The 24,047-nt window shown below is 65.1% G+C and carries 24 protein-coding genes and 2 tRNA genes; 9 read left to right on the top strand and 17 right to left on the bottom strand.

All coding sequences use genetic code 11. The features are described from left to right. Positions 1 to 12: 12 nt before the first annotated feature. The 7 genes from DIE17_RS23785 to DIE17_RS23820 form a co-directional block, all read right to left on the bottom strand. Positions 13 to 687, bottom strand: a complete 675-nt coding sequence (locus DIE17_RS23785) for an ABC transporter ATP-binding protein (RefSeq protein WP_124487601.1) — start codon at positions 685 to 687, stop codon at positions 13 to 15. Next, entirely contained in the window at positions 688 to 1,845 is a 1,158-nt protein-coding gene (locus DIE17_RS23790) for a hypothetical protein (RefSeq protein ID WP_124487600.1), read from the bottom strand. Between the two features lie 68 nt (positions 1,846 to 1,913). Further along, positions 1,914 to 2,126: an MbtH family NRPS accessory protein gene (locus DIE17_RS23795; RefSeq protein WP_124487599.1), complete on the bottom strand. Its 213-nt coding sequence runs from the start codon at positions 2,124 to 2,126 to the stop codon at positions 1,914 to 1,916. 57 nt (positions 2,127 to 2,183) lie between these two features. Further along, complete coding sequence (locus tag DIE17_RS23800; RefSeq protein WP_124487598.1) at positions 2,184 to 2,378, bottom strand: hypothetical protein; 195 nt, start codon at positions 2,376 to 2,378, stop codon at positions 2,184 to 2,186. Positions 2,379 to 2,902: 524 nt separating this feature from the next. Beyond that, entirely contained in the window at positions 2,903 to 3,427 is a 525-nt protein-coding gene (locus DIE17_RS23810) for a hypothetical protein (protein WP_235879376.1), read from the bottom strand. Between the two features lie 865 nt (positions 3,428 to 4,292). Beyond that, a tRNA-Arg gene (locus DIE17_RS23815) sits at positions 4,293 to 4,369 on the bottom strand. Positions 4,370 to 4,555: 186 nt separating this feature from the next. After that, positions 4,556 to 5,386, bottom strand: a complete 831-nt coding sequence (locus tag DIE17_RS23820) for an undecaprenyl-diphosphate phosphatase (RefSeq protein ID WP_124487597.1) — start codon at positions 5,384 to 5,386, stop codon at positions 4,556 to 4,558. A 486-nt stretch (positions 5,387 to 5,872) separates the two neighbouring features. Here DIE17_RS23820 and DIE17_RS23825 point away from each other — a divergent pair, with 486 nt between their 5' ends. From DIE17_RS23825 to DIE17_RS23845, 5 genes are all read left to right on the top strand, one after another. Beyond that, positions 5,873 to 6,784 (top strand): aldose epimerase, encoded by a 912-nt coding sequence (locus tag DIE17_RS23825; protein ID WP_124521309.1) that lies wholly within the window; start codon positions 5,873 to 5,875, stop codon positions 6,782 to 6,784. A gap of 133 nt (positions 6,785 to 6,917) precedes the next feature. Continuing rightward, positions 6,918 to 7,610 carry a peptidoglycan DD-metalloendopeptidase family protein gene (locus DIE17_RS23830; protein ID WP_124487595.1) on the top strand — a complete coding sequence of 231 codons (693 nt, stop codon included), beginning with the start codon at positions 6,918 to 6,920 and terminating at the stop codon, positions 7,608 to 7,610. Between the two features lie 384 nt (positions 7,611 to 7,994). Then, positions 7,995 to 9,614 (top strand): acyl-CoA synthetase, encoded by a 1,620-nt coding sequence (locus DIE17_RS23835; RefSeq protein WP_124487594.1) that lies wholly within the window; start codon positions 7,995 to 7,997, stop codon positions 9,612 to 9,614. A gap of 83 nt (positions 9,615 to 9,697) precedes the next feature. Further along, a complete protein-coding gene (locus DIE17_RS23840; RefSeq protein WP_012363583.1) occupies positions 9,698 to 10,024 on the top strand; it encodes a DUF2288 domain-containing protein in 327 nt (108 codons plus the stop codon). 10 nt (positions 10,025 to 10,034) lie between these two features. Then, on the top strand, positions 10,035 to 11,405 hold the full coding sequence (locus tag DIE17_RS23845) for an MATE family efflux transporter (RefSeq protein WP_124487593.1): 1,371 nt from the start codon (positions 10,035 to 10,037) through the stop codon (positions 11,403 to 11,405). A gap of 25 nt (positions 11,406 to 11,430) precedes the next feature. On the opposite strand, the gene DIE17_RS23850 is transcribed toward DIE17_RS23845, so the two are convergent. Next, on the bottom strand, positions 11,431 to 11,616 hold the full coding sequence (locus DIE17_RS23850) for a hypothetical protein (protein WP_124487592.1): 186 nt from the start codon (positions 11,614 to 11,616) through the stop codon (positions 11,431 to 11,433). 135 nt (positions 11,617 to 11,751) lie between these two features. Here DIE17_RS23850 and DIE17_RS37535 point away from each other — a divergent pair, with 135 nt between their 5' ends. After that, a complete protein-coding gene (locus DIE17_RS37535) occupies positions 11,752 to 11,922 on the top strand; it encodes a hypothetical protein (RefSeq protein ID WP_014897413.1) in 171 nt (56 codons plus the stop codon). Positions 11,923 to 12,130: 208 nt separating this feature from the next. On the opposite strand, the gene DIE17_RS23855 is transcribed toward DIE17_RS37535, so the two are convergent. Beyond that, positions 12,131 to 12,937, bottom strand: a complete 807-nt coding sequence (locus DIE17_RS23855) for a GNAT family N-acetyltransferase (protein ID WP_044844882.1) — start codon at positions 12,935 to 12,937, stop codon at positions 12,131 to 12,133. A gap of 159 nt (positions 12,938 to 13,096) precedes the next feature. Next, complete coding sequence (gene sixA, locus DIE17_RS23860) at positions 13,097 to 13,558, bottom strand: phosphohistidine phosphatase SixA (RefSeq protein ID WP_044844883.1); 462 nt, start codon at positions 13,556 to 13,558, stop codon at positions 13,097 to 13,099. A 163-nt stretch (positions 13,559 to 13,721) separates the two neighbouring features. Here sixA and DIE17_RS23865 point away from each other — a divergent pair. Together DIE17_RS23865 and DIE17_RS23870 are read left to right on the top strand one after the other, a co-directional pair. Continuing rightward, a tRNA-Pro gene (locus DIE17_RS23865) sits at positions 13,722 to 13,798 on the top strand. Positions 13,799 to 13,952: 154 nt separating this feature from the next. Then, positions 13,953 to 14,402, top strand: a complete 450-nt coding sequence (locus DIE17_RS23870) for a hypothetical protein (RefSeq protein WP_124487591.1) — start codon at positions 13,953 to 13,955, stop codon at positions 14,400 to 14,402. 52 nt (positions 14,403 to 14,454) lie between these two features. Here DIE17_RS23870 and ppx read toward each other — a convergent pair whose 3' ends face one another. Further along, positions 14,455 to 15,972, bottom strand: a complete 1,518-nt coding sequence (gene ppx, locus DIE17_RS23875; RefSeq protein ID WP_124487590.1) for an exopolyphosphatase — start codon at positions 15,970 to 15,972, stop codon at positions 14,455 to 14,457. 279 nt (positions 15,973 to 16,251) lie between these two features. On the opposite strand from ppx, the gene ppk1 reads away from it, so the two are divergent. Beyond that, positions 16,252 to 18,315: a polyphosphate kinase 1 gene (gene ppk1, locus DIE17_RS23880; protein WP_044844886.1), complete on the top strand. Its 2,064-nt coding sequence runs from the start codon at positions 16,252 to 16,254 to the stop codon at positions 18,313 to 18,315. 113 nt (positions 18,316 to 18,428) lie between these two features. Here ppk1 and phoR read toward each other — a convergent pair whose 3' ends face one another. Genes phoR through pstC form a run of 6 tightly spaced genes read right to left on the bottom strand, consistent with a single transcriptional unit; the run spans position 18,429 to position 23,999 of the window. Continuing rightward, complete coding sequence (phoR, locus tag DIE17_RS23885; RefSeq protein ID WP_124487589.1) at positions 18,429 to 19,748, bottom strand: phosphate regulon sensor histidine kinase PhoR; 1,320 nt, start codon at positions 19,746 to 19,748, stop codon at positions 18,429 to 18,431. Positions 19,749 to 19,805: 57 nt separating this feature from the next. Then, positions 19,806 to 20,507: a phosphate regulon transcriptional regulator PhoB gene (phoB, locus tag DIE17_RS23890; RefSeq protein ID WP_006750313.1), complete on the bottom strand. Its 702-nt coding sequence runs from the start codon at positions 20,505 to 20,507 to the stop codon at positions 19,806 to 19,808. A gap of 31 nt (positions 20,508 to 20,538) precedes the next feature. Beyond that, entirely contained in the window at positions 20,539 to 21,243 is a 705-nt protein-coding gene (gene phoU, locus DIE17_RS23895) for a phosphate signaling complex protein PhoU (protein ID WP_044844888.1), read from the bottom strand. An 18-nt stretch (positions 21,244 to 21,261) separates the two neighbouring features. Then, the gene (gene pstB / locus DIE17_RS23900; protein WP_124487588.1) at positions 21,262 to 22,110 is read right to left on the bottom strand and encodes a phosphate ABC transporter ATP-binding protein PstB; all 849 of its coding nucleotides are present in this window, start codon (positions 22,108 to 22,110) and stop codon (positions 21,262 to 21,264) included. A gap of 15 nt (positions 22,111 to 22,125) precedes the next feature. Continuing rightward, positions 22,126 to 23,019: a phosphate ABC transporter permease PstA gene (gene pstA, locus DIE17_RS23905; protein ID WP_124487587.1), complete on the bottom strand. Its 894-nt coding sequence runs from the start codon at positions 23,017 to 23,019 to the stop codon at positions 22,126 to 22,128. After that, positions 23,016 to 23,999, bottom strand: coding sequence for a phosphate ABC transporter permease PstC (pstC, locus tag DIE17_RS23910; protein WP_044844890.1), 984 nt, complete (start codon positions 23,997 to 23,999; stop codon positions 23,016 to 23,018). Before pstC ends, pstA begins: the two co-directional genes overlap by 4 nt. Positions 24,000 to 24,047 lie beyond the last annotated feature (48 nt).

Genomic DNA, 24,047 nt, shown 5'->3' on the forward strand with positions numbered 1-24,047 from the left:
CCGGTCCCGTCATCACTGCTCGACATGCATTGCAACGTTCGACGGTCTCGACAGGACGATACCGTGTGCCGTCAGTTCGACGATGCGCGCGCGGGTCGCGGCGACCAGTTCCGCGTCGTGGGTCGACATCAGCACGACCGACGTCGGCGCCGCGGCCGCAATCATCCGGCACAGCTGCGCATGTGCGGCGGCATCGAGTGCATTGCTCGGTTCGTCGAGCAGTATCAAGGCCGGAGGGCCCATGAACGCACCGACCAGAAATACCTTGCGGCGCGTTCCCTGCGACAGCGCGCCAAGCGGTTCGTCGGCGTATCGCGTCAACCCAAGGCGGTCGGCCGTCACCAGACCCTGCTCGAGATTCGTCCCCCGCGCATCGGCAATCAGCCGCCATACCGACGATGGTGTCACGAAATCGTAGAACTCCTCACTGTCCGGCATGTAGCCGGTACAGGCCTTGGCCTTGTCCGCTGCACGGTCGATCGCGTGACCGCCCACTTCGACGACGCCCTCGTCTGGCCGGACCACGCCTGCCAGCAATTTCAGCAACGTCGATTTGCCGCTGCCGTTCTTGCCTCTCAGCGCATAGACTCCTGCCTGCAGTTCCAATTCGACGTCGCTGAAGATCGTCCGTCCGGCGTATCGCTTGCCCAGCCCCGCCACTCTCAAGATGCTCATGTCGTTTTCCATCTATTTCAGCATGCCGTAGCAAGCGATGGCACAGCCCGCCGTCAGAAACATGTCGACGATTCGAGACGCCCTCGCGCCCCACCAGCGACATGCAGCCAATGCGGTGGCGAGGCCGGCATAACACGCAAAGACGATGGCGTAGCGACGGCCTTCGTCGGTTGCAATTGCGAACGGCACGCAAATCGCCAGCACATACGCACTCGACAGCCCCACGATGCTCATCGCCGCCGCCCGATTGAAGCGGGCAATCGCGCGTGGCAAGCTGCCCAGCCAACTGGTCAGCCGGCCTGATTCGTCGCGCATCCACCCATGCAGGATCGCGATCTGGTACAGCGCGAACGGCAGCACCACGTTCACGATGCCCCAATGTCGCGACAGATAGTCGGGCATCGAGACGATCCATCCGCAGATCATCGCCAGCACGGCCAGCATCAAGCCGCCCAGCCGCAGTGAATGACCATAGACGTTCACCATTACCGCACGAACGAGTTCGAACGGATTCCCACCGCGGAGCAACGTCGCTCCGTGCTGTTCGCGCTCGACGAACGCGTCAAGCCGCGCGCGCCACAGTGCGACAACGCCGCACGCCAGGGCAAGTGCCGCGCAGGCGGTCCCTGCGCCGCCGAAGCGAAGTGCGATCCACAACGATGCGTTGGCCGCGAACACCGCCGCCAACGCCGCGCGCGAACGTGCGAGCAGCGCGAGCGGCGCGCCCGTCCAGACGAGCGCAAGCGTCGCGACGACCAGCGCAAAGGTTGGGCCGGTCACGATGTCGCGCGCGCCCAGCACGTGTCGCGCAATCGCCGCGGCAAGCATGATCCAGAACGGCCACAGGGCAGCGCCCGTCACGATGAAATCGGCCGCACGATGCGCGCGGATCCCGCCTGGCAAACTCGCGCTCCAGCGGCGCGCGGCGCCACCGAACACCGTATCGCCCTGCACGGCCACAGACGCGGCAGCCAGCATCGACAAGGTCGCCAGCACCGATGCCACGCCGAGTCCGGTTGCGTGTTCTGCCAGCAACACTTTCATCGGCATGCCGAGCAGGTCGAGTTGCGCATTCAACGGTAGCCCGAACACGAAGGTGCCGACGATGATCGCCAGCGTCTTCGCATGACGCGCGACAGCCTGTGCGACCACACGCGAATAGGCCTTCATGCGCCAACCTATCAGCGTCCTCGATGCCCGTTTGTTCGCGGCCTGCAGGCCGGCCTTCCCCGCAGCGTTCACGCGCCTCCCTCGCTTGCCATCGCTTGGCGCACGATCAGCGGACGCATGTCGGTCCAGGCGCTTCGAATGTGGTCGAGACATGGTTCCCGGGTGCCGCCGAATTCGGCCTTTTTCCAGCCGGACGGAATCTCCGTAGAAGTCGGCCAGATCGAATACTGCCCCTCCTGATTCGTCACGGCCTCATGGCGCTGGCTTTCGATTTCCTTCATGCTGCGTTTCTCTTTGTTCTCTCAGAAAACTGTTCTCGTTTTTGAACAAAGATTATTTCACGCCTGAATGGCAACTGTACGGCCCGGGTGTGCATCGGGCTCGCTTTCTCCGCTCTTTTCGAGATCGGACAACCCTAACCTCAGGTTCAGGCATTTCCATAATGCGCGCGCACATTTGCCACGCGATGTCATATGGCGCTCGATAATGGCGCGCATTTTCTTTATCTTGAAAAATTGCATGCCTACGGACATGCAGCACCACCATGCTGCCCGTTATTCTCGCCTTCAGGCGAAAGTAAGAACTCGATGAGTCAACGCCGCCGACGGATGCCGCAATGCTCGACAAAGTTGCAGCGATGGTCACTAACGCCAAGGACCAAGTAGCGGCTGTTACCATGCAACTTTGGTGGAATGACATCATCCTCGGCGGACTTGTACTTCGGCACCGGTGAGAAACTGCCTCGTCAAGCGGCTAACCGCTAACGCGTTCGGGCGGGCTTTCCGTCGGCCCACGCAGCGGGCCCGCGCCCGGTACGAAGCGACAAGCCGTTTTTTGAACACGGACTGAACATCATGGAAGTTGCCAGTATCGCCGGGCACAAGACGCTTGCCATGCTGCGGCGGTATATGCACCTGCGAGCCGACGATTTCGCTCTGAGGCTAGACTGACAGACTCCGAGCAAGGGGCGGGACGGGGATACGTTTCCCGTCACCGCCCGAAGCCTCAATTGGCGCAACCGCGATCTATCAATCAAGAGGGATCGCAAGTCGAATGGCTATTTGCTCGCCGTCGTTGACGAATCGAGGATTCCGGTATTGATGACCTTGTCCACGAAATTCTCCATCGCATTCGCGATTGCCTTCTGTCCGGCGTCCGCCAACGCGTCTGCACCTACGCCGCAAGACCCATCTTGACTCGAATGTCCCTGTCCGCGAAACGTCGTCGCAATCAGTTCCTTACCCGCCTTATCAGATACGCGGGCGCGAATTGCTATGTCTACGTTCGCATCTGCTGTCGGGACGAAGAAGCCGGGGGTAAAACGGACGCGCGGATCGAACTCAGCGAGGTCGAACTTGAAAACCAGTCCGTCACCCAATGTGGGAATTGCACCGCCGTTCCTGACCGCGTGAGGAAAGGCCGCTTCAACCGTCTTCGACAAGGAATTTTCGAGGGTCTCTCCGATATACATGGGGTATCGGTGAGCGCCGCACTGGAACCCCGGCTTCACCTCCTTCCCGGCAGTCGCTAGGTTGTCACTGAACACCACATACGCCTTGTCCTGCTTGACCTTGGTGCTCATTACTTCAGCAGCCCCTGATTGGGACGACACTTGCACGTTATAAGCGCAACCCGAACACAGACTAACCACTGCAAGAGCGGTTAGTGATTTGATCCATCGCATAGCATTCCCCGTAACTCATTCATTTTGTAAGCCATCCCGCTAAAGGAGATAGCTCGAATAGGTTAACGGCAGCAGTAGCTTCAATCTATAGGTGTCGCCGAACATCGGCCCCCTGCAGCGCGCCTCACAATTTCAAATCAACACAATAACGACATCTCGGGGAAGCATGAGGACAATGACATTGGCGTGCGTAGCCATTGGACTATTGACTGAGTGCGGGAAATCCGACCAGCGGACCACGGGAACACCAGTGTCCAATACGAATGCGCCGACAGTCGTCGCGCTTTCGTTCACCATCGAAGGTGCATCGTTGATGCGATATGTTTCAGAACAACCTCAAGTTCGCCAAGGTACAGGTCGGCGTGAATGGCGGAGCGGCGGTGCAATGGTCCGCAACCTCGATTGCGATAGCCGAGAAGGTCGCGACGTTCGGCGCGGATTCGGTCGAAGTGTCGGTGCGTCGCAATGAGGTGCTCAATCGCACGGCGGCAGATTCCGGGAAGTCGCACATGCGTACTACAGCCAGAATCCCAACCATTCAGAGGTCAGCCTACCAAGCATCCACGCCTCGATCTTGTCGTGCGACCGGCTCGGCATTTCAGCTTACGACGCCGTCAAAAATGCTTGTCAGAGTGAGCCGCCGGTCTCACATGGATTGGTTGCGATCGTGGTTGACTACAAACACCTACATGCTGCCCACACGAGCGCGCCGACAGAGGATGAGAAATTTGAAAATAAATATCAGCTAACGCACTGATTCCATTGGCCCGCCCTACACGATTCGAACGTGTGACCTACGGCTTAGAAGGCCGTTGCTCTATCCAACTGAGCTAAGGGCGGTCGAGGGGAAAAGACACGGCGACAAAACCCGGACCGCATTTCACGCGAAAGGCTTCGAGCACCACCACGACAACCCAAAACTCGAAACCCCGAAACGAAACGGGCCCGGCATGAAGCCGAGCCCGAAATTATACCCGATCATCGCGTCACATCACGCGCGACGCGCGACCGGCGGCACCGCGCCCCTCAAACCGGCTGCGGATGCAGCATGAACCAGCCAAGACAGAACACCCCAGCAATCACGCAATACACGCCGAACGAGGCCAACCGCCCGCGCCCTTCGAAATAGCGCATCAGGAACCGCACGCTCAGATAAGCGGCAATCGCCGTCAGCACGCCGCCGAGCAGCGCATCGGCGAGCTGGTCGCGCGCATGGAACAGCTTCGGCAGTTCGAGCACGCCCGCGGCAAAAATGATCGGCGTGCCGAGCAGGAACGAAAACTCCGCGGCCTTCTCCGCCGTCAGCCCGGCCACGTTACCGGCGATCATCGTCAGCCCGCTGCGCGAGAAACCCGGGATCAGCGCGCCGATCTGCGCCAGGCCCACGAAGAACGCCTGCTTGAACGTCATCTTTTCGGGCGGTTGATGCGCACGGCTGCGCTGGATCCGGTCGCCGATCCACAGCAGCACGCCGTTGATGATCAGCGCGATCGCGACGATCCGCAGGTCGTGGAACACGCGCTCGATGCGCTTCTCGAGCAGCAGGCCGACGATCCCGGTCGGGATCGTGCCGATGATCAGCGCCCACATCAGGTGCCCGTCGTCGTTCTTGCGGCCGCCGAGCTGCGCGAAGAAGCCGCTGATCAGCGCGATCCAGCGCGCGCGGAAATACCACAGCAGCGCGAGCGCGGTGCCGAGGTGCAGCGCGACGAGGAACGGCAGCAACTGCGGCGCATGCTTGTCGATGTGCATGCCGAACAGCGCGGGCACGAGCAGCGTGTGGCCGAGACTGCTGACGGGGAAGAGTTCGGTGACGCCCTGCAGGACGCTCAGGAATACCAGAAACCAGAGACTCACGCGTCGGTCCTTTTGGTGGTGATCAGTCGGGTAGAAGAGCGGACGACGCATCGCGCGTCCGAAAAAACGCGCCCCGATTATGCCCAGCCCAGATTACTGCGCCAAGGCATTTGACTGGTTATTGCGGCAATGCACACAAACGCTTGCAATTTGTAAGCGCGCAGAAAGCAAAAAGCCCGCCATTTGCATGGCGGGCCTTGCGATTCCGGCAGAAATTGCCGTCAGCGGCCGAGCTGATAGAAAAACAATACCGTGCTGCCGGTGAACATGCCGAACAGTGCGATTCCCATTGCCATTGCCAGATCCATGGCCCCCTCCACGAAGTGTCATGACCCGGCAACATCACCGGTTTAGAGGCATTATCCAGACCGTCGGCAGGTTGAAAAACTCGCAATTTCCCCGAGAAGGGTTTTCCCCGACCGCCTCGCAACCCGATAATGGAGCGCGCCATCGCGCACCCCGCCCACCCGTTCATACCGATTCGCCATGCCGATCTTCCAGCAGCACGACATTCATGAACTCCACGCCGGCCCGTCGCTCGTCCGGGTCGCCCCGCAATTCGGCGGCCGCCTGCTGTCGTGGCACGTCGACGGCGAGCCGGTCATCTTCTGGCCGGACGCGGCCGACTGGAGCAACCTCGCGCGCGTGCGCGGCGGCAATCCGCTGCTGTTTCCGTTCCTCGGCCGCCATCGCGTCGACGGTGAACTGGGCCGCTGGCGCGATGCCGCCGGCGTGGTCCGCGACCTGCCGATGCACGGCTTCGCGCGCGACCTGCCGTTCGCGGCACGGCCGTCGGCCGACGGCGCCGCACTGTCGATGACGCTCGACGCGAACGACGCGCTGCGCGACAGCTATCCGTTCGATTTCCGGTTCGAGACGACCTACCGGCTCGCCGATGCGCACACGCTCGACGTCGCGCTCACCACGACCAACCGCGGCGACACGCCGCTGCCCTACTACGCGGGCCATCATTTCTATTTCGCGCTGCCGCACGGCGAACGTGCAGAAACCACGCTCGAGCTGCCGCCGACGCGCCGCTGCATGCAGCGCGCCGACGGCTCGATCAGCCCGCTCGAGCCCGGCGCAGCGTCGTACAGCCTCGGCGATCCGGACATCCTCGACCGCTTCCACTGTCTCGACGGCGCGCCGTCCACGCCGGTACGCATCGTGATGCCGGGCCGCCGCCGCACGATCGAGATCGCGCTCGACGTACCGGGCTCGATCCCGTGGTACGCGGTCACGACCTGGACGGAAAAACCGGAATCGGACTTCTACTGCGTCGAGCCTTGGCTCGGCCTGCCGGACGCGATCCACAACGGCCTCGGGCTGCGCACGCTCGCGCCGGGCGCGACGGAAACGGCCACGCTGCGGATTCGCGTGCTGCCGCTCGCCGGCTGACACCGGCCGCGCCGAACCGGTGCGCGCCGGCCGCGCCCGCTGCCCAAAACTGCGGTGCGCGGGTCGAACCCGTTAAAATCGGACGTTTTGTATCGCCTGCCGCGTCGCGCGCGGCAGGGTTTTGCGAGGTTCAATGATCGGAACAACAACGAAGCGGCTCTTCGCGGCCGCCTGCGCCGCGCTGCTCGTCGCGTGCGGCTCCGCTCCCGTCGGCCCGGGTTACTACCGCGTCGAGCGCGGCGACACGCTCTACAAGATCGCGCGCGAGAATCGCACGTCGACGGCCAACATCGTGCGCTGGAACCAGATCACGAACCCCGACGCGATCGAAGTCGGCCAGGTGCTGCGGGTCGCGCCGCCGCCCGGCACGACGACGGCGTCGACCACCGGCACCGGCAGCGCGGGCCGCAGCCGCCCCGCGCCTTCCGCGCCGGTCGAATCGGCGGTCAAGCCGGCCACCAGCATCGCACTGATCTGGCCGGCCGCCGGCAACGTGGTGCGCAGCTTCGACGGCTCGAAATCCAAGGGCATCGATATCGCGAACGCTGCGGGCACGCCGGTGCTGGCCGCCGCGCCGGGCACCGTCGTCTATGCGGGCAACGGATTGCGCGGCTACGGCAACCTGATCATCCTCAAGCACAACGCCGATTACCTGACGGCCTACGCGCACAACCGCGCGCTGCTCGTGAAGGAAGGCCAGCCGGTCACGCAGGGGCAGACGATCGCGGAGATGGGCAACAGCGACAGCGATCGCACCGCGCTGCACTTCGAGCTGCGCTACGGTGGCCGCTCGATCGATCCGGCACGCTACCTGCCGGCGCGCTGAGCGCGCCAGCGTCGACGGCAGACGACGGACGACACGCGATGCCGGCACGCATCGCATGTCGTCGAGAGGGAGAACGGGAAGGTTGTGTCAGCGCTTGCGCAGACGGCCGGTGAACCGGCCGGACAGCGGATCGACACGGCTGGCGAACGCCACCAGCGCCCCGATTCCGAAGAGGCTGAACCCCGCAGCTATCAGAAGCAAATCCATGGTCATATCACTGTTTTGTCGTGATCTTATGCGTCATGACGGAATCGTGCACTGAGCCGCACCCGTTGCACGAGTCCGCACATTCCCTATCTATCCGACGCCATTGTGGTTTCGGTCGCGTGAAATGCCGATGTAATCTATCGACCGATGCCGACGATCGACGCCAAGGAGACTCGCATGCTGCCCGCCGCCGACCGCTACGACGACCTGCTCGCCCGCTTCCGGTGGGACGTTCCGGCCCGTTACAACATCGGCGTGGACGTCTGCGACAAGTGGGCCGACGGCAGCGGACAGCTCGCGCTGATCCACGAAACGGCGCAAGGCGACGTGTCGCGCCTCACGTTCGACGACCTGAAGAATGCTTCTAACCGTTTCGCGAACAGCCTCGCGCGGGCAGGTTTGCAACGCGGCGACCGGATCGCGATCTTCCTCGCACAGGGTCCGGAAACAGCGATCGCGCATCTCGCCGCGTACAAGCTCGGCGCGATCGCGGTGCCGCTGTTCACGCTGTTCGGCGCCGACGCACTCGAATACCGGCTCGCGAACAGCGAAGCCGCCGCGCTCGTCACCGACGCAGCCGGTTACGCGAAGATCGCGTCGCTGCGCGCGCAACTGCCGATGCTGCGCACGTGCTACTGCATCGGCGACGATGCACCCGACGCCCCCGGCGTGCTGCGCTTCGACGCCGCGCTCGCCGCCGAATCGCCGGATTTCGTGCCGGCGGACACCGCGGCCGACGATCCGGCGGTGATCATCTACACGTCCGGGACGACCGGCAAGCCGAAAGGCGCGCTCCATGCGCATCGCGTGCTGCTGGGCCATCTGCCGGGCGTCGAGATGTCGCAGCAATGCTTCCCGCGCGACGCACGCCTGTTCTGGACGCCCGCCGACTGGGCATGGATCGGCGGGCTGCTCGACGTGCTGCTGCCCTCATGGCATCACGGCGTGCCCGTGCTGGCGCGCCGCTTCGAGAAGTTCGACGGCGAAGCCGCGTTCGCGCTGATGGCGCGGCACGGCGTGACCCACGCGTTCCTGCCGCCCACCGCGCTGAAGCTGATGCGCGCGGTGCCGGCGCCGCGCGAGCGCCACGCGCTGGCGCTGAAATCGGTCGCGAGCGGTGGAGAATCCCTCGGCGCCGGGCTGACGGCCTGGGGGCGCGACGCGCTCGGCGTGACGATCAACGAGTTCTACGGACAGACCGAATGCAACATGGTGCTGTCGTCGTGCGCGGCGCTGTTCGATGCGCAGCCGGGTGCGATCGGAAAGGCCGTGCCCGGCCACGTGGTCGCGATCGTCGACGAGCACGGCACGCCGCTGCCGCCCGGCGTCGAGGGGCGCATCGCGGTGCGCCGCCCCGACCCGGTGATGTTTATCGAATACTGGCGCAATCCCGCCGCCACGCGCGACAAGTTCGCGGGCGACTACCTGCTCACCGGCGACACCGGCACGATCGACGCCGACGGTTTCGTGCGCTTCGTCGGCCGCGACGACGACGTGATCACGAGCGCCGGCTATCGGATCGGCCCGGGGCCGATCGAGGACTGCCTGCTCACGCATCCGGCGGTACGGATGGCGGCCGTCGTCGGCGTCCCCGACCCGACGCGCACCGAGATCGTCAAGGCGTTCGTCGTGCTGAACCCCGGCCACGTCGGCGACGACGCGCTCGTGCAGGCGCTGCAGGCGCACGTGCGCACGCGCCTGGCCGCGCACGAGTACCCGCGCGCGATCGCGTTCGTCGACGGCCTGCCGATGACGCCGACCGGCAAGATCGTGCGGCGCGCGTTGCGCGACGCCTGAAACGGTCGTGGCCGTACCGGGCGGCCGGCCGCGCGCCCGGATGGTTTATAGTGGCGCCACGCAGTCTTTCCAGCACACAACCGATGTCCTCCCACCAACACGAATCCGCCGCGGGCGCGTCGCACAGCCCGCTTTACGCCAAACTCCTGGGCGAAACCGCCAAGATCGACTGGTGCGATCTCGAGCGCTTCTTCGCACAGGGCAAGCTGCTGTCGGTTGCACGCGATCTCGATCTCGTGAGCGTCGCGGAAGCGATCGCCGGCGACGACGCGCAACAGGTCACGCGCTGGCTGTCGTCCGGCCTCGTCGCACGCATGCCGGCGGAAACCGCCGCCGACTTCGCGGCGCGCAATCCGGAGCTGTGGGCGGTCGTCGTGTCGCCGTGGGTCTGCGTGCAGGAACGCGCCTGACGCGTTCGCCATGTCCGAATCCGCATTACCGCACGGGGCCGGCACCGGGTCGGCCGCCGTCTCGCACCGGCGCGTCCTCGCGCTCGCCTTCCCGATCGTCCTCGCAAACCTGACCCAGCCGATCCTCGGCGCGGTCGACACGGCCGTCGCCGGCCACCTCGACGGCGCGCAGTATCTCGGCGGCGTCGCGCTCGGCGGGCTGTTCTTCAATTTCGTGTTCTGGGGCTTCGGCTTCCTGCGCATGGGCACGACCGGCCTCGTCGCGCAGGCGCACGGCGCCGGCGACGCCGCCGGCATCCGGCTGAACGTGCTGCGCGCGCTGATCGTCGCGTTCGCGCTCGGCACCGCCGTGCTCGCGCTGCAGGTGCCGCTGCTGTCGTTCGCGCTGACCGCGCTGGGCGGCAGCGAGGCCGTGCGCACGACGGCGCTGGCCTATGGCCACGCACGGATCTGGAGCGCGCCGTTCGCGCTCGCCAACTACGTCGTGCTCGGCTACCTGCTCGGCGTGCAACGCGTACGGCTCGCGCTCGTCGCGCAGGTCTTCATCAACGCGGTGAATATCGGGGCCGTGCTGCTCTACGTGTACGGCTTCGGCTGGGGCATCGCCGGAATCGGTGCGGCGACCGCGACCGCCGACGCATGCGGCTTCGCGCTCGGCGCCTGGATGCTGTGGCGGCTGCGGCCGCGCGGCCTCGCGCCACTGGCCGCGCGGGCGCTCGCGGACCGTACGGCACTCAAGCGGCTGATCGCGCTCAATCGCGACATCTTCCTGCGCACGCTGTGCCTGCTCGGCGCGTTCGGCTGGTTCGCGCATCTCGGCGCCAGACAGGGCGACGCGACGCTCGCGGCCAACGCACTGCTACTGAATTTCCAGACCTTCATGGCCTACGGACTCGACGGTTTCGCGCATGCGGCCGAGGCGCTCGTCGGCGCCGCCGCCGGCGCGCGCGACCGCGCCGCCTTCCGGCAGGCCGTGCGCGTCACGCTGCTGTGGTCCGCGCTCGGCGCGCTGCTGTTCGCGCTCGTCTACTGGGTCGCGGGCGGCTGGATCGTCGCGCGGCTGACCGACCAGGCCGAAATCCGCGCGGTCGCGCTGCGCTACCTGCCCTGGGCGGCAGTCTCGCCGATCGTGTCCGTGTGGGGATTCCTGCTCGACGGCGTGTTCATCGGCGCGACGCAGACGCAATCGCTGATGCGTGCGATGGTCGCGTCGTTCGCGATCTTCATCGCCGCGACGCTGGCGGCCGTCGGCCCGTTCGGCAATCACGGGCTGTGGTTCGCGCTGCTGCTGTTCATGGTCGCGCGCGGCGCGACGCTCGCGCGCTACCTGCCGGCGCTGACGCGGCGAATCGGCGCCGACGCAGCCGCGGCCGGCACCTGACGGCCGCGAAGGCCTGCCGCCATCGTCACTGCACGGCTGCGGGTGCCGACGGCGCCGGCTCGCCGAGCATCGACGGCGGCGTCATGTCGGTCGGCACACCGTGGTAATCGGCCGGATCTTGTGGCGGGTGGCCGCGACGGGCCTGGCGGGGATCGCTGGCACAGCCGGCAAGAATGGACGCGGCCAGCACGGCCAGCATGAAACGGGTCATCGGGAAGGCTCCGTAAAACGGCGCGCCCATCGCGCGCCAGGACCGCGCCGAGTCTAGCGGAATTCCGGGTTAGGGATCGTCCCGCGCGTGTCCTAATATGAATCCATGGCGCTGTGCCGTTGAAAGGAGGCAGCCATGTCGTCTGAAGAGATTGCCGGCCTGATCGGCCTGTTCATCGGCCTGATGGTGCTCGTCGCCCTGTCCTATTTCGAGTCGCGCGAATACAAGCGCAACCATGGCGGCGAAGGGATGATCCATCACTGGATGGCCGAACACCATCTGCTCGACTGGCGGCGCAAGCATTAGGCAAGCCCGCCGTGTCGTCCGGGCCGCCGCGCGCGGGGCCCGCTCCGAACGTGCGCCCACCCGCACGGTGGTCGGCGCATATCGCTCGAATTAACAGGGTCGGATAAGACAACATCCCCGGAATGGTCGAACGCCGTCGCGCGACAACCTGCCGCGCGACGGCGTTCGCTTGCGCGCGCCTGGAGCAGCGCGCCGCGATCGGGATGGCTCAGCCCAGGAAGTGCCGGGCGTAGCGGGCGTTGATGTCCGACAGCCGGAACAGCGTCAGGAAGTCCGCGCAGTTGAAATCGGGATCCCACGCCGGCGCGCCGCAAATCTTCGCGCCGAGACGCAGATAGCCCTTGATCAGCGGCGGCGGCGCGACGACGGTGCCCGTCTGCAGTTCGTCGACCGGCAGCGCCGTATGCGGGAACGCACGGTATTCCGGCGCCGTCAGCGCGTTCGCCGGCAGCGACTGATACAGGTTCGCCGCGTAATGGCCGCCGTCGGCCATCGATACGCTCGCGCAGCCGAGCATCGTCTCGTAGCCGTTTTGCATCATGTATGCGCCGAGACCGCCCCACAGCGCCATGATGACGGCGCCGCTGCGGTAGTCGCTGTGCACGCACGAGCGGCCGACCTCGACCATCTTGCCGCGCAGGTGCGTGAGGCGCGACAGGTCGAATTCGCCCTCGGCATACAGGCGGCCGACCCGAGCGGCCTCGTGCGGCGGCAGCACGCGGTACGTACCGACCACCTTCAGCGTGTCGAGATCGCGCACCAGCAGATGGTCGCAGTAGGCATCGAACGGATCGACGTCGAGACCGGACGGACCGCTGACCTGCGCGCCCATCTCTTCGGCGAACACGGTGTAGCGCAGGCGTTGGGCCTCGCGCAGTTCGTCTTCCGTGCGCGCCCAGGCGGCACGCAGACGGTACTCGGATGTGACGGTTTCAGCAGCGCGCGGCAGGTGACGCCGCGTCGTGTCGAGGGGAAGCGAGGCAAAAGGGAGCGTAGGCGTCGGCAGTTCTCGCATTAGGCTTTCCTGATCGTAAGGAATAGGACGACATGCCAGCCAATGTAGTAACCGGTCGTTACCGTTCTGTGGCACGACCGTGTCCTTTCAATGACGTGTCGCCGAATTGACTTTAGCAGAAAGCTTGCGAAACCGTATGATCAAAGCCCGCAAACCCCTTCAGGCCAGCTCCGGCGTCAATACTGCGCGCAGCACGGCCTGATGGTTGCCGTCGCGCGTGCGGCTCGCGAGCCACACGATGCCGCCCTTCTTGATGCTCCAGCTGTCGTCGTTGCCGGCCATCAATTGCGCCGCGACGCTGCCGAGCGTCGGCTGATGTCCGACGATCACGACCGTCGGCGCGATGCCGTCCGGCCAGCCGGCGGCGGCCAGCACGTCATCGACGCTACCGCCCGGCGCGAGCGCATCGACGGTCCGGTACTGGTCGGTCAGCGCCTCGACCGTCTGCACGGTGCGCGCCGCCGGGCTCGCGAGGATCACGCTGTTCGACTCGAGCCGGCTGCGCAGCCATTTGGCCATGGCCTGCGCTTCCTTGCGCCCGCGGGCCGTCAACTGGCGTGCGAGGTCGTTTGCCGCGTAGTCTTCGGCTTCGGCGTGGCGCCACAGGATCAGGTTCATCATGATGTCTCCTTCCATGCTTCGACGAATGGTTCGGCCGACCACCCGCGGGCCGGACGATCACACTTCGAATTGTCGCCAATCGCGAGCGGTTCGTGATGATGTGCGCCGTATGCAAAACGTGATTGACCCGGCCACCCATTAGACGATAGAATCTTTGGCTCGTCGGAGCGTAGCGCAGCCTGGTAGCGCATCTGATTTGGGATCAGAGGGTCGAAGGTTCGAATCCTTTCGCTCCGACCACGATACACGATAAGGGTTGCAAGCCATCGCGCTTGCAGCCCTTTTTCGTTTGCTCCGCCGTGCGCCTTCTCAACCGCTGCCGCCCCATGCAGAGCCCGCGCACGAATCTTGCGGGAACACGCGATAATGTCCGCGACCCAACCCGCAACCGCGCATGAAAAAAACCGTTTTCAAGACCGCCCTGCTCGGCGCGCTGCTCGCAATCGGCGCATTCGGCACCCTCGGCGCGTCCGGCGCCGCGTCGGCCAAGTCGCTCGACGACGCGCTCGACTGCCATTCGAACGGCCACAAGTTCGTCGCGCCGCTGCTCGCGGCCGGCGACATCCAGTCGGAGCCGATGCACGTCGAAGCGAATTCGGTGAACGCGTTCCGCACGAACCATCCGCTGACCGCCTACGGCTTCGGCGTCTACGTCGTGCTCGGCTACCAGGCGAATGATCCGATCTTCCAGCCGGGCGACGGCACGCCGATCGGCAAATGGGCGTACGGCGTCGTGGTACGCGGCACGAAGAGTGCAGTCGAACAGGCCGTTCGCAATGCCGGCAGCGACGCCACCGTCAAGCAGGCGTTCCCGTTCCTGACCGCGATCGTATGCTCCGACTGAGCATGCCGCGAGGCAAGCGGCGCGAGGGCGCCGCGCCCTCGGTAGCGTCTCGTTACGCGCCCGTATAAACCACGCGATACGGAATCCCGACCTTCTCCCACTCGGCCGCTTCCTGGCTGAGGCTGTAGTCGGTCAACGGGTTCTGCTCGACCCATGCGCTCGGCAGGCGCACTTCATACCCGCCCTTCTTCATCTGCGACACGGAAATGTCCGGCAGCCCGGCATCGGTCCGGCGCCGGCACAGCAGCGCGGCGAGCCGCAGGCAAAACAGCAGCGGCCATTCGACGTCGCGCGCCTGCGACAGCTTGCCGAGCTTGCCCGCATGCCCGAGCACGAGCGCGGCGAGGCGCGCCTGGTCAGTGCGCGAGAAGCCCGGCATGTCGGCGTTGCTGGCGATATACGCGGAATGCTTGTGATACGAGCTGTGCGAGATCGACAGGCCGATCTCGTGCAGCGCGGCGGCCCAGCCGAGGAACATCCGGCCTTCCTCGCGCGCTTCTTCGTCGTCGGACGCCTCGAGCTCGTCGTAGAACCGCACCGCCAGTGCGGCGATCCGCCCGGCCTGCGCGCGATCGACGCCGTAGCGGCGCGTGAAACCCTCGACGGTCACCGCACGCATGTCCTCGTGCTGGGCCCGGCCGAGCAGGTCGTACAGCACGCCGAGACGCAGCGCGCCGTCGGTGGTGTCGACGTAGTCGACACCCAGTTCCTCGAATACCGCGAGCATGATCGCGAGGCCGCCGGCAAGCACCGGCACGCGATCGGGCTTCAGCGCGATCAGCTTCAGCCGGTTCACGTTCTCGGCCTTGATCAGCGCGCGCTTCAGGCGTTCGAGCCCGCCGCGCGAAATGCCGTGCGTGATGCCGGCGTCGTTGAAGCCGTTCGCCTCGACGAGCTCCGCGAGCGCACGCGCGGTGCCCGACGAACCGATCGCCTGGTCCCATCCGGCCTTCTTGTACTCGCTGGAAATGATCTGGATCTCGCGCTTGGCCGCGAGTTCGGCCTGCCGCATCGTGTATTCGTCGACGTTGCCGGCCGGGAAGAACGCCCGGCTATGGCTCACGCAGCCGATGTAGAGACTCTCCATCACGAGCGGCGTGTAGTGCGAGCCGATGATGAATTCGGTCGAGCCGCCGCCGATGTCGACGACGAGCCGCTTGCCCGCGCTCGCCGGCACCGAATGCGCGGCACCCGCATAGATCAGGCGCGCCTCTTCGCGGCCCGCGATCACTTCGATCGGAAAACCAAGCGCCGCTTCGGCTTCGCCGAGGAATTCGCCCGCGTTCTTCGCGACGCGCAGCGTGTTGGTCGCCACCGCGCGCACATGATCGGGATGGAAATCGCGCAGGCGCTCGCCGAACCGCTTGAGCGCCTCCCAGCCACGTTCCTGCGACGCGCGATCGAGCATCTTGTCGCTCGACAGCCCCGCGGCCAGTCGAACCGGCTCGCGCAGCGCATCGACGGGATAGATCTGGCTGCCCGCCGGCGTTTCCTCGACGCGCCCGACGATCAGCCGGAAGCTGTTCGAGCCGAGATCCACGGCAGCCAGCAAGTGGGGGGATGTAACCATCAGAAGGGGGCTCCGTGCGCGTTCGCCCGCGGCAGCCGCTCCGGCCTCGCTGGACGATCAATCAAAGGCGATATTTTAAGCGTGGAACGCTTGCCATTGCCACGCTTCACGGGCATGTACTCGGGTAGAAAGTATATGGCCGAAACATTTATGAGACGAATCGGTTCAAGCGTAGAATTTCCCGATATAAATACATTATTGTCATCAGCACGTCATCGTACCGTGAGAGTTTCCGAGCGTCCTTTCGAATCATCGCCCGAATCACCCCCTACTCTGCCGATGTCCGTCCGCTATCCGCTTCTCAATCGTGAACTCGGCATCCTCGGCTTCAACGAGCGCGTGCTGGCCCAGGCAGCCGACCCGCACATTCCGTTGCTCGAGCGACTGCGCTTCATCTGCATCACCAGCAGCAACCTCGACGAGTTCTTCGAAGTCCGGATGGCCGGCCTCCAGGAACAGATCCGCGACAACCCGGGTGCCCTGACGCCCGACGGCATGTCGCTGCAGCACGCTTACGATCTCGTCGTCGAGCGCGCGCAGCGGCTCGTGCACCGCCAGTACACGATGCTGCACGAAACCGTGCTCCCCGCGCTCGAACAGGAAGGCATCTACTTCCACGCGAGCGACTCGTGGAACGACGAGCAGCTCGAATGGGCGCGCCGCTACTTCCTCGACGAACTGCTGCCGGTGCTGACGCCGATCGGCCTCGATCCCGCGCATCCGTTCCCGCGCGTGCTGAACAAGAGCCTGAACTTCGTCGTCGAGCTCGAAGGCCGCGACGCGTTCGGCCGCCAGGCGGTGATGGGCATCGTGCAGGCGCCGCGCGCGCTGCCGCGCGTCGTGCGCATGCCGCAGGCGCTGTCGGGCTTCGAGCACGGCTTCGTGCTGCTCAGCTCGTTCATGCAACGCTTCGTCGGCGAACTGTTCCCGCAACTGGTCGTGAAGAGCTGCAACCAGTTCCGCATCACGCGCAACAGCGAGCTGTTCGTCGACGAGGACGAAATCACCAACCTGCGCGTCGCGCTGCAGGGCGAACTGCCCGCGCGCCACCTCGGCAACGCGGTACGGCTCGAAGTGTCGGCCGATACGCCCGCGCATATCGTGCGACGCCTGCTCGAGGAAAGCCTGCTCGGCGAGAAGGACTGCTACCGCGTGTCCGGCTCCGTGAACCTCGTGCGGCTGATGCAGATCCCCGATCTCGTCGATCGACCCGACCTGAAGTTCGCGCCGTTCACCGCATCGATCCCGCCCGCGATCGCGAACGCGCCGACGATGTTCGACGCGATCGACGACGGCGACATCCTGCTGCATCACCCGTACGAAAGCTTCCAGCCGGTGCTAGAACTGCTGCAGCAGGCCGCGAAGGACCCGAGCGTCGTCGCGATCAAGCAGACGATCTATCGCACCGGCACCGATTCGCCGCTGATGGACGCGCTGATGGAAGCCGCGCGCAACGGCAAGGAAGTGACCGTCGTCGTCGAGCTGCTCGCGCGCTTCGACGAGGAAACCAACATCAACTGGGCGTCGCAGCTCGAAGCCGTCGGCGCGCACGTCGTGTACGGCGTGGTCGGCCACAAGTGCCACGCGAAGATGATGCTGATCGTGCGGCGCGTCGTGCAGAACGGCAAGGCGTCGCTGCGCCGCTACGTGCACCTCGGCACCGGCAACTATCACCCGCGCACCGCCCGCCTCTACACCGACTTCGGGCTGATGACGGCCGACCAGAAGATCTGCGAGGATGTCCATCACGTGTTCCAGCAGCTGACCGGGATCGGCGGCGAGCTCACGCTGCACGAGCTGTGGCAGTCGCCGTTCACGCTGCATCCGCGCATCATCGAATCGATCCGCGCGGAGATCGACAATGCACGCGCCGGCAAGCGCGCGCGCGTGGTCGCGAAGATGAACGCGCTGCTGGAGCCGTCGGTGATCGCCGCGCTGTACGAAGCGTCGCAGGCCGGCGTGAAGGTCGACCTGATCGTGCGCGGCGTGTGCGCGCTGAAGCCGGGCGTGCCGGGGCTGTCGGACAACATCACGGTGCGCTCGATCGTCGGGCGCTTCCTCGAACACCACCGCATCTACTATTTCCACGCGGGCGGCGCCGAGGACGTGTATCTGTCGAGCGCCGACTGGATGGACCGCAACCTGTTCCGCCGCGTCGAAGTCGCGTTCCCGATCCGCGAGCGCAAGCTGAAGCGCCGCGTGATCGCCGAAGGGCTGTCGGTCTGTCTCGGCGACAACCAGTCGGCCTGGCAGATGCTCAGCGACGGCCACTACCGCCGGCGGCGCGCGGGCAAGACGATCCGCAATGCGCAACTCGGGCTGCTCGCGAAGTTCTGTTCGTAGACATACGGCGCGGTTTCGCGTGCCGCGTAACAAGCAAAAAAGCACAGCCCGAGGGCTGTGCTTTTTTCATTCCGCCGGGGTGCCGATGTGAGGCGCCGCTTCGCGTGACGCGCTCACGCCTCGAACGCGGCCGGCCGGATCGCGATGATCCGCGAGCCCGGGAAGCGCGCGGTGAACGTGCTGCCGCGCCCTTCCTCGCTCTGCACGTACAAGTGCGAGTCGTGCCGCTGCAGCACGTGCTTGACGATCGCGAGGCCGAGCCCCGTACCGCCCGTATCGCGCGAGCGGCTACGATCGACGCGGTAGAAGCGTTCGGTCAGCCGCGGCAGGTCGGCGGCCGGAATGCCGAAGCCGCTGTCGGTGACGGAGAACACGCCCTGCGCGCCCTCGCGCCGCCACGACACGAGAATCTTGCCGCCGTCCGGCGTATAGCGGATCGCGTTGGTCACGAGATTCGCGAACGCACTGAACACTTCGGTCTGCGCGCCCGTGACACCGAGCGTCTCGTCGATCGCGAACGCGATCTCGTGATGCCCGTTCGACAGCGTCTGCGCATCCTCCTTGAGATGGTCGAACACGGCACGCATGTCGATCGCGTGATCCATCGGCGGCTTGCTTTCGCCCTCGAGCTTCGCGAGCACCAGCAGGTCGGTGACGATGTGCCGCATCCGCGACGCCTGCTGCTCCATCATCTCGAGATAGCGCGCGCGATCTTCCTCGTTCAGCGGCAGTTCGCGCATCGTCTCGAGGAAGCCCGACAGCACGGTGAGCGGCGTCTTCAGTTCGTGCGACACGTTCGCGACGAAGTCGCGCCGCATCGCGTCGGTCCGCTCGAGCTCCGTGATGTCCTGCGTGAGCAGCAGCTTGCGGTTCTCGCCGTATGGGAACACCTGCACTTCCAGCACGTTCTGCCGCGAGTCGCCCATCCCGCGCATCACGAGCGTCTCGTCGTAATGCTGCGCGTTCAGGTAACGGACGAACTCCGGATGACGAACCAGGTTCGTGATGTGCTGGCGCAGGTCGCGCTTCGCATCGAGGCCGAAGTGCACCTCGGCGATCGCGTTGCACCACTCGATCTGGTCATGGTCGTCGAGCATCGCGACGCCGTTCGGCGACGCCTGGATCGCCTGGATGAAGCGCGAATGCTGCTGCTCGACCTGGCGCACCTGCGCATGCCACTGCTTCGCGAGCTTGTGCAGCCGGTAGTAGATTTCGCCCCAGATGCCCGGTGCGCTCGGCACCTCGCCATAGACGGGCGCATCGAGCAGACGCCACAGGCGTTGCGTATGGAAGGTGCTGAAGAAGCCCTGCGCGACCAGCATCACGACCGCGAACCCGAGGGCCGCGGTCGGGCCGGCGAATACGCCGACCAATACGCTGATCAGCACGAGCAGCACGAGCGACACCAGAAAGCGCGCCCAGATGATGTTCATGATTCAGCGTCCGAAAGAATGAACGGCATGCCGCGGCACACGGCATGTCCGGATACGTTACGCGTGCTTGGCGAGCCGGTAGCCGCTGCCGCGTACGGTCTCGATCATCGCATCGCAGCCGGCCGGTTTCAAGGCCGCGCGCAATCGTTTGATATGGACGTCGACGGTGCGTTCCTCGACGAACACATGATCGCCCCAGACCTGGTCGAGCAGTTGCGTGCGGCTGTGCACGCGCTCCGGATGCGTCATGAAGAAATGCAGCAGGCGGAATTCGGTCGGGCCGAGATCGAGCTTGATCTCGCTGCCGTCGCCGTGCGCGGCGACCCGATGCGTGGCCGGATCGAGGCGCAGCCCGTTGATCGACACGACGTCCTCGGTCAGCTGCGGCGCGCGGCGGCGCAGCACGGCCTTGATGCGCGCCATCAGTTCCTTCGGCGAGAACGGCTTCGTCACGTAGTCGTCCGCGCCGATCTCGAGGCCGAGCACCTTGTCCTGCTCGTCGCCGCGCGCGGTCAGCATGATGATCGGGATGTGCTTGGTCCGTTCGTTGTTGCGCAGGTCGCGCGCGAACGCGATGCCGGACTTGCCCGGCAGCATCCAGTCGAGCAGCACGAGATCGGGCAGCACGTCGCTGATCAGGTTCTGCGCCTGCTCCGCGTTGTACGCGCGGATCGGGCAGTGACCGGCATGCTGGAGATTCACCGAGATCAGTTCGGAAATCGCTGGCTCATCTTCGACGACGAGAATGTTGCTGGGCATCGGCACCTCTGTTCTTCCTATACGGAGTCGATTAACTGTTGGCTTCGCGATCGAGCGTGTCGCGCGGCTGGTGCCGCACGTCGGTGCCCTTCACGATGTAGATGATGAATTCGGCGATGTTCTTCGCGTGGTCGCCGATCCGTTCGATCGCCTTCGCGATGAACAGATACTCGAGGCCGACCGAGATCGTGCGCGGATCTTCCTGCATGTACGACACGAGCTTGCGCACGAACGCGCGGAATTCGAGGTCGATTTCCTTGTCGTCCTTGACGATCTGCGCGGCCGCCACCGTATCGAGGCGCGCGAACGCGTCGAGCGCGCGGCGCAGGATCGTCACGGCCATCTCGCCCGACACCTTGATCTCGGCGATGTTCACCGCACGCGCGGCCGGTTCTTCGATCAGGCGGCGCACGCGCTTCGCGATCTTCTCGGCCTCGTCGCCGGCGCGCTCGAGGTTCGTAATCGTTTTCGAAATCGACATCAGAAGACGCAGGTCGCGCGCGGCCGGCTGCCTCCGCGCGATGATGTTGCCGCACTCCTGGTCGATGTCGACTTCCATCGCGTTCAGCGTTTCCTCGGCCGCGATCACCTTCTCGGCCGCATCGCGGTCGAATTCGTTCAGCGCATGCATCGCGCCGACGATCTGCGACTCGACGAGCCCGCCCATTTCCAGCACTTTCGACGACACGGCATTCAGGTCCGCGTCGAACTGGCTCGACAGATGTTTATCCGACATGGTTGTGGTTCTCCGTCATCAGCCGAAACGGCCGGTGATGTAGTCTTCCGTTTCCTTGCGCACCGGCTTGATGAAGATCTTTTCGGTTTCGCCGAATTCGATCAGCTCGCCCAGGTACATGTAGGCCGTGAAGTCCGAGCAGCGCGCGGCCTGCTGCATGTTGTGCGTGACGATCACGACCGTGTAGTCGCTCTTCAGCTCCGCGATCAGTTCCTCGATGCGGCCCGTCGAGATCGGGTCGAGCGCCGAGCACGGCTCGTCGAGCAGCAGCACTTCCGGACGGATCGCGATGCCGCGCGCGATGCACAGACGCTGCTGCTGGCCGCCCGACAGACCGTAGCCGCTCTGGTTCAGCTTGTCCTTCACTTCGTTCCACAGCGCGGCCTTCGTCAGCGCCCACTCGACGCGATCGTCCATCTCCGAGCGCGTGAGCTTTTCGAACATCTTCACGCCGAACGCGATGTTGTCGTAGATCGACATCGGGAACGGGGTCGGCTTCTGGAACACCATGCCGATCCGCGCACGCAGCAGCGAGATGTCGCGCTTGGTGGTCAGCAGGTTCTCGCCGTCCATCAGGATTTCGCCTTCGGCGCGCTGCTCCGGATAGAGCGCGAACATCTTGTTGAACGTGCGCAAGAGCGTCGACTTGCCGCAGCCCGACGGGCCGATGAACGCCGTCACCTTCCCTTCGGGAATGCGCAGGTTGATGTTCTTCAGCGCGTGGAACTTGTTGTAGAAGAAGTTGAGGTTGTTGACCTCGATCTTCGCGTTCAGCGGCGCCAGCGGACGGCCATGCGACGCATCGTGCGTGCCGGCGGGCGCAGCGGTGCGCTCGACGGGATTCAGGTGGCTTTCTGCCATATTCATCGGATTGCTCCGCCGTTACTTTTTCGAGAAGATCGAGCGCGCCAGGATGTTGAGTCCGAGCACCCCGAGCGTGATCAGGAACACGCCCGCCCATGCGAGCGACTGCCATTCGGCGAACGGGCTCATCGCGAACTTGTAGATCGTGACGGGCAGGTTGGCCATCGGCTGGCTCATGTCGACCGAGAAGAACTGGTTCGACAGGGCCGTGAACAGCAGCGGCGCCGTTTCGCCGGCGATCCGCGCGACCGCGAGCAGCACGCCCGTCACGATCCCGCCGACCGACGCGCGCAGCGTGATCTTCAGCACCATGCGCCACTTCGGCGTGCCGAGCGCGACGGCTGCTTCGCGCAGCGCGTTCGGCACGAGCTTCAGCATGTTCTCGGTCGTGCGGATCACGATCGGGATCTGCAGCAGCGCGAGCGCGATCACGCCGGCCCAGCCCGAGAAGCGCCCCGACTTCGCGACGACGATCGCGTACACGAACAGGCCGATCACGATCGACGGCGCCGACAGCAGGATGTCGTTGATGAAGCGGATCGTGCTCGCCAGCAGGTTCTTCTGGCCGTATTCGGCGAGATAGACGCCCGCGAGGATGCCGATCGGCGTGCCGACCAGCGTGCCGAAACCGCACAGCAGCAGGCTGCCGGCGATCGCGTTCGCCAGGCCGCCGCCTTCGGTGTTCGGTGCCGGCGTCGATTCGGTGAACAGCTGCAGCGACAGGCCGCCGACACCGAGATGCACCGTCGTGTAGAGAATCCACACGAGCCACAGCAGGCCGAATGCCATCGCGGCGAGCGACGCGGTCAGCGCGATCGCGTTGGTCACCTTGCGCTTGCGCTGCAGGCGGTTGCGCATCGCGTCGAGCGCGGCGCCGTTCGGCCCCGGGAAATTCATGATGGGCTCGCTCATTTCTTGCCCTCTCCCTTCTCGAGACGAAGCAGCAGCAGTTTGGAGATGGACAGCACGATGAACGTGATCACGAACAGGATCAGGCCCAGTTCCATCAGGGCGGACGTATGCAGGCCCGGTTGCGCTTCCGCGAATTCGTTCGCGAGCGCCGACGTGATGCTGTTGCCCGGTGCGAACAGCGACACGCTGTCGAGCAGGTTCGTGTTGCCGATCACGAAGGTCACGGCCATCGTTTCGCCGAGCGCGCGGCCGAGGCCGAGCATCACGCCGCCGATCACGCCGGTCTTCGTATAGGGCAGCACGACCTTCCACATCACTTCCCACGTCGTGCAGCCGATCCCGTACGCCGATTCCTTCAGCAGCACGGGCGTGACTTCGAACACGTCGCGCATCACCGATGCGATGTACGGGATGATCATGATCGCGAGGATCACGCCGGCCGCGAGAATGCCGATGCCGATCGGCGCGCCGGCCGTCAGCGGACCGAGCACCCACACGTCCTTGAAGAGATGGCCGATCGGTTTCTGGAAGTATTCGGCGAAGATCGGCGCGAACACGAGCAGGCCCCACATGCCGTACACGATCGACGGAATCGCGGCGAGCAGTTCGATCGCGATGCCGAGCGGGCGGCGCAGCCACACGGGCGACAGTTCGGTGAGGAACAGCGCGATGCCGAAGCTGACCGGCACCGCGATGACGAGTGCAATCAACGACGTCACGATCGTGCCGTAGATCGGCACGACTGCGCCGTAGACATCCGAGTTCGGATCCCACTCGGATTGCCACAGGAAGCCGAGGCCGAACTTCTGGATGGTCGGCAGCGACGCAATGATGAGGGAAACGATGATCCCGCCCAGCAGCAGCAGGGTCACGATCGCGGCGAGCCGTGCGAGGCCGCCGAACAGAACGTCTCCGAGACGGCTCGGCGCGCGTTGCTGCGCGGCATCGGACCGGGAGGACGTGTACGAAATATCAGACATGGGCGCCTGTTCTGGATCGCCGGACGCCGTAACGCCCGGCCTTACCGC

This window comes from Burkholderia sp. Bp9099, assembly GCF_003857805.1.
Taxonomy (GTDB): domain Bacteria; phylum Pseudomonadota; class Gammaproteobacteria; order Burkholderiales; family Burkholderiaceae; genus Burkholderia.